Origin of the sequence: Kitasatospora sp. NPDC049285 (assembly GCF_040678815.1) — a bacterium.
GTDB lineage: Bacteria > Actinomycetota > Actinomycetes > Streptomycetales > Streptomycetaceae > Kitasatospora.
In genome coordinates this window covers 1-2,073 of the sequence record NZ_JBFAQR010000141.1, presented here as the reverse complement: position 1 = coordinate 2,073, position 2,073 = coordinate 1, and the positions used below count along the sequence as shown (strand labels likewise).

Here is a 2,073-nt window from a genome sequence, read left to right as displayed (position 1 = left end):
GTGGTTGCGGAGCAGGTGGGGCTGCGGGCCGATGGCAAGCCGGTGGTCGTGGTGGGTGGGGACTCGAAGTGGCGCAGGTTCACGGACAGTGGCGATTCGCGGCACACGGCGGTGCAGGATGACGTCGCCGGCTACCGGTTGACGGCCGACGGGACCATCGAGGGTGACCTGCCGGAGGGCTTCGAGTCCGCCGACACCGCGGCCGGGTTGACCCCGTTGGAGGGGGCGGCGAAGTTCGGCGACCCGGTGCCGTTCAGCGCGGGGGCGGGTCGTCAGGGTCGTGACCTGTCCGTGGTGCCGGGGTCGGATGTGCGGGTGGAGAGCCGGCCGCTGAGCGAGGGCCCGGGAAGCGCGGTGACGGGACGCGCCTACCTCGCGACGCGGGAGTTCGACGCATTCGAGCCGGTCGGGGGACCGTCGGAGCTGGTGGGCTTCAAGGCCGATCTGCCGACCTACCGACACGTCATGATGGACGCCGCCGACCCCGACCGCGTGGTGCAGGAGCTGGGCCGGATGCCGGTGCCGTGGCGCGGTGGGAGCGCGCCGTACGTCGTGATGACGTTCAAGCGCTCGGACGGGGTGCGGGTGGCCGCCGAGCACGGCGGCGACCACGAGTTGACGTTCGATCAGTTCGCAGAACTGGTCGCGGCGGACCCGCAGCTCAAGGCCCTGCCTCCGGATGTGCCGGTGTTCCTGGCGGCGACCAACGCGGCGCGGTCGGACCTGGAGCTGGTGCGGAGGATCGCGGCGGTGACGGACCGGGTGGTGTACGCCCCGACGAACCGCATCGCAATGGACACTGCCGAGCACGGCGGCTGGTCGTTCGCGCTGGAGGCGCCCGCGACGGTGGGCGGCGACAAGCCCGGTCCGCGCGGGCAGATCGTGCGGATCGACCCTCCGTCCAGGGGCGGGGTCGACCCGGGCCCGCGGCAGTCCGGAAGCGTGACCACGCTGGACGGCGACGTTGTGCCGGACCGGATGGTGCTGATGCGTCCGATCATCGATGCGCAAGGCATCCCGATCCACGGACGGAGCAGCCACGATGACGCCTCCTGGGCCTCCCGCGAATTCAGCTACGCTGTCGCGCTCGGCGATCGAGCCTATGTAGCAGACAGTAGGGGGCCGGTGGCGGTGCGCCGTCCGGTCCCGTGGGGTGAGCACACGTACTTCTTCATCGCGCACGCCGCCAGGACTGCCGTCGCACTGAAGTCGGTGGACAACTTCACGGACACCGTTTCCGGGACGGAGTTGGGGCGACTTCTACGCCGCCGTCCAAGCATCGCCGCGCTGCTGAACCGAGCGGAGCAGCAGGGCGAGGTCCCGTCGATCACCCTGGTGGCCTGCCAGTCGGCCGCCCTGGCGCAGGAAGTGGCGGACGCGACGGGGATGGTGGTTCACGCCCCGAACTCCATCACTGGACTGCTCGGCGGCAGGCCGCCAGCAAACAAGGCGATTGTCGCTCCGGAGCTCCGTGTCGACGTGCGCCCCGAGACGGGTGCGTATGGCGAGTTCTTGACCTTCCATCCGAACGAGTTGTCGCCGGAAGCGTTGGGCAACGGCGGGATGACCATGGATTCGTATGTGGCGGCGTTCGATCACAAGGTGACGTCGCTGAGTGCTGGCGAGGCGGAGGCCGTTCGGGTGGTGGGTCAGCGGATCGCGCCGGAGTTGATTCGTCGTCATCTCGCCGGTCTGGAGCTGCCGGTGGTCACGGTGACGGGGCGGGGCAACGGGCGTTTCACGGCGGCGTGGACCGGGTTGAAGCGGGCGAAGTCGGTGCGGGCGCTGTTGGTGGACGAGATCGGTGCGAAGCTGGCCGACGCGAAGGTGGAGCTGGACCTGGATTCGTTGATCCGGGTGGAGTCGGTGGGGCGGGGCGAGTTGCCCGCCGAGATCACCCCGGGAGGTACGCCGGAGGAGCGGCAGCGGTCGGCGATGATTTCGGTGGAGTTCCCGTCGGCGGTGGCTCCGGTGTCGTCGGTGGTGCGTTCTCGGGACGTTCCGTCGGGTGTGTGGGTGACGGATCGGTCGTTGTCGGCGTCGTCGCAGGTGCAGTTCCGTGAGGCGCTGGAC

General features: G+C 69.9%; 1 protein-coding gene. It reads left to right on the top strand.

What is annotated here, in order from left to right:
- Positions 1–2,073, top strand: a 2,073-nt coding sequence (locus AB0K51_RS34770) for a hypothetical protein (protein WP_363462288.1), incomplete at both ends; no start/stop codon positions are given.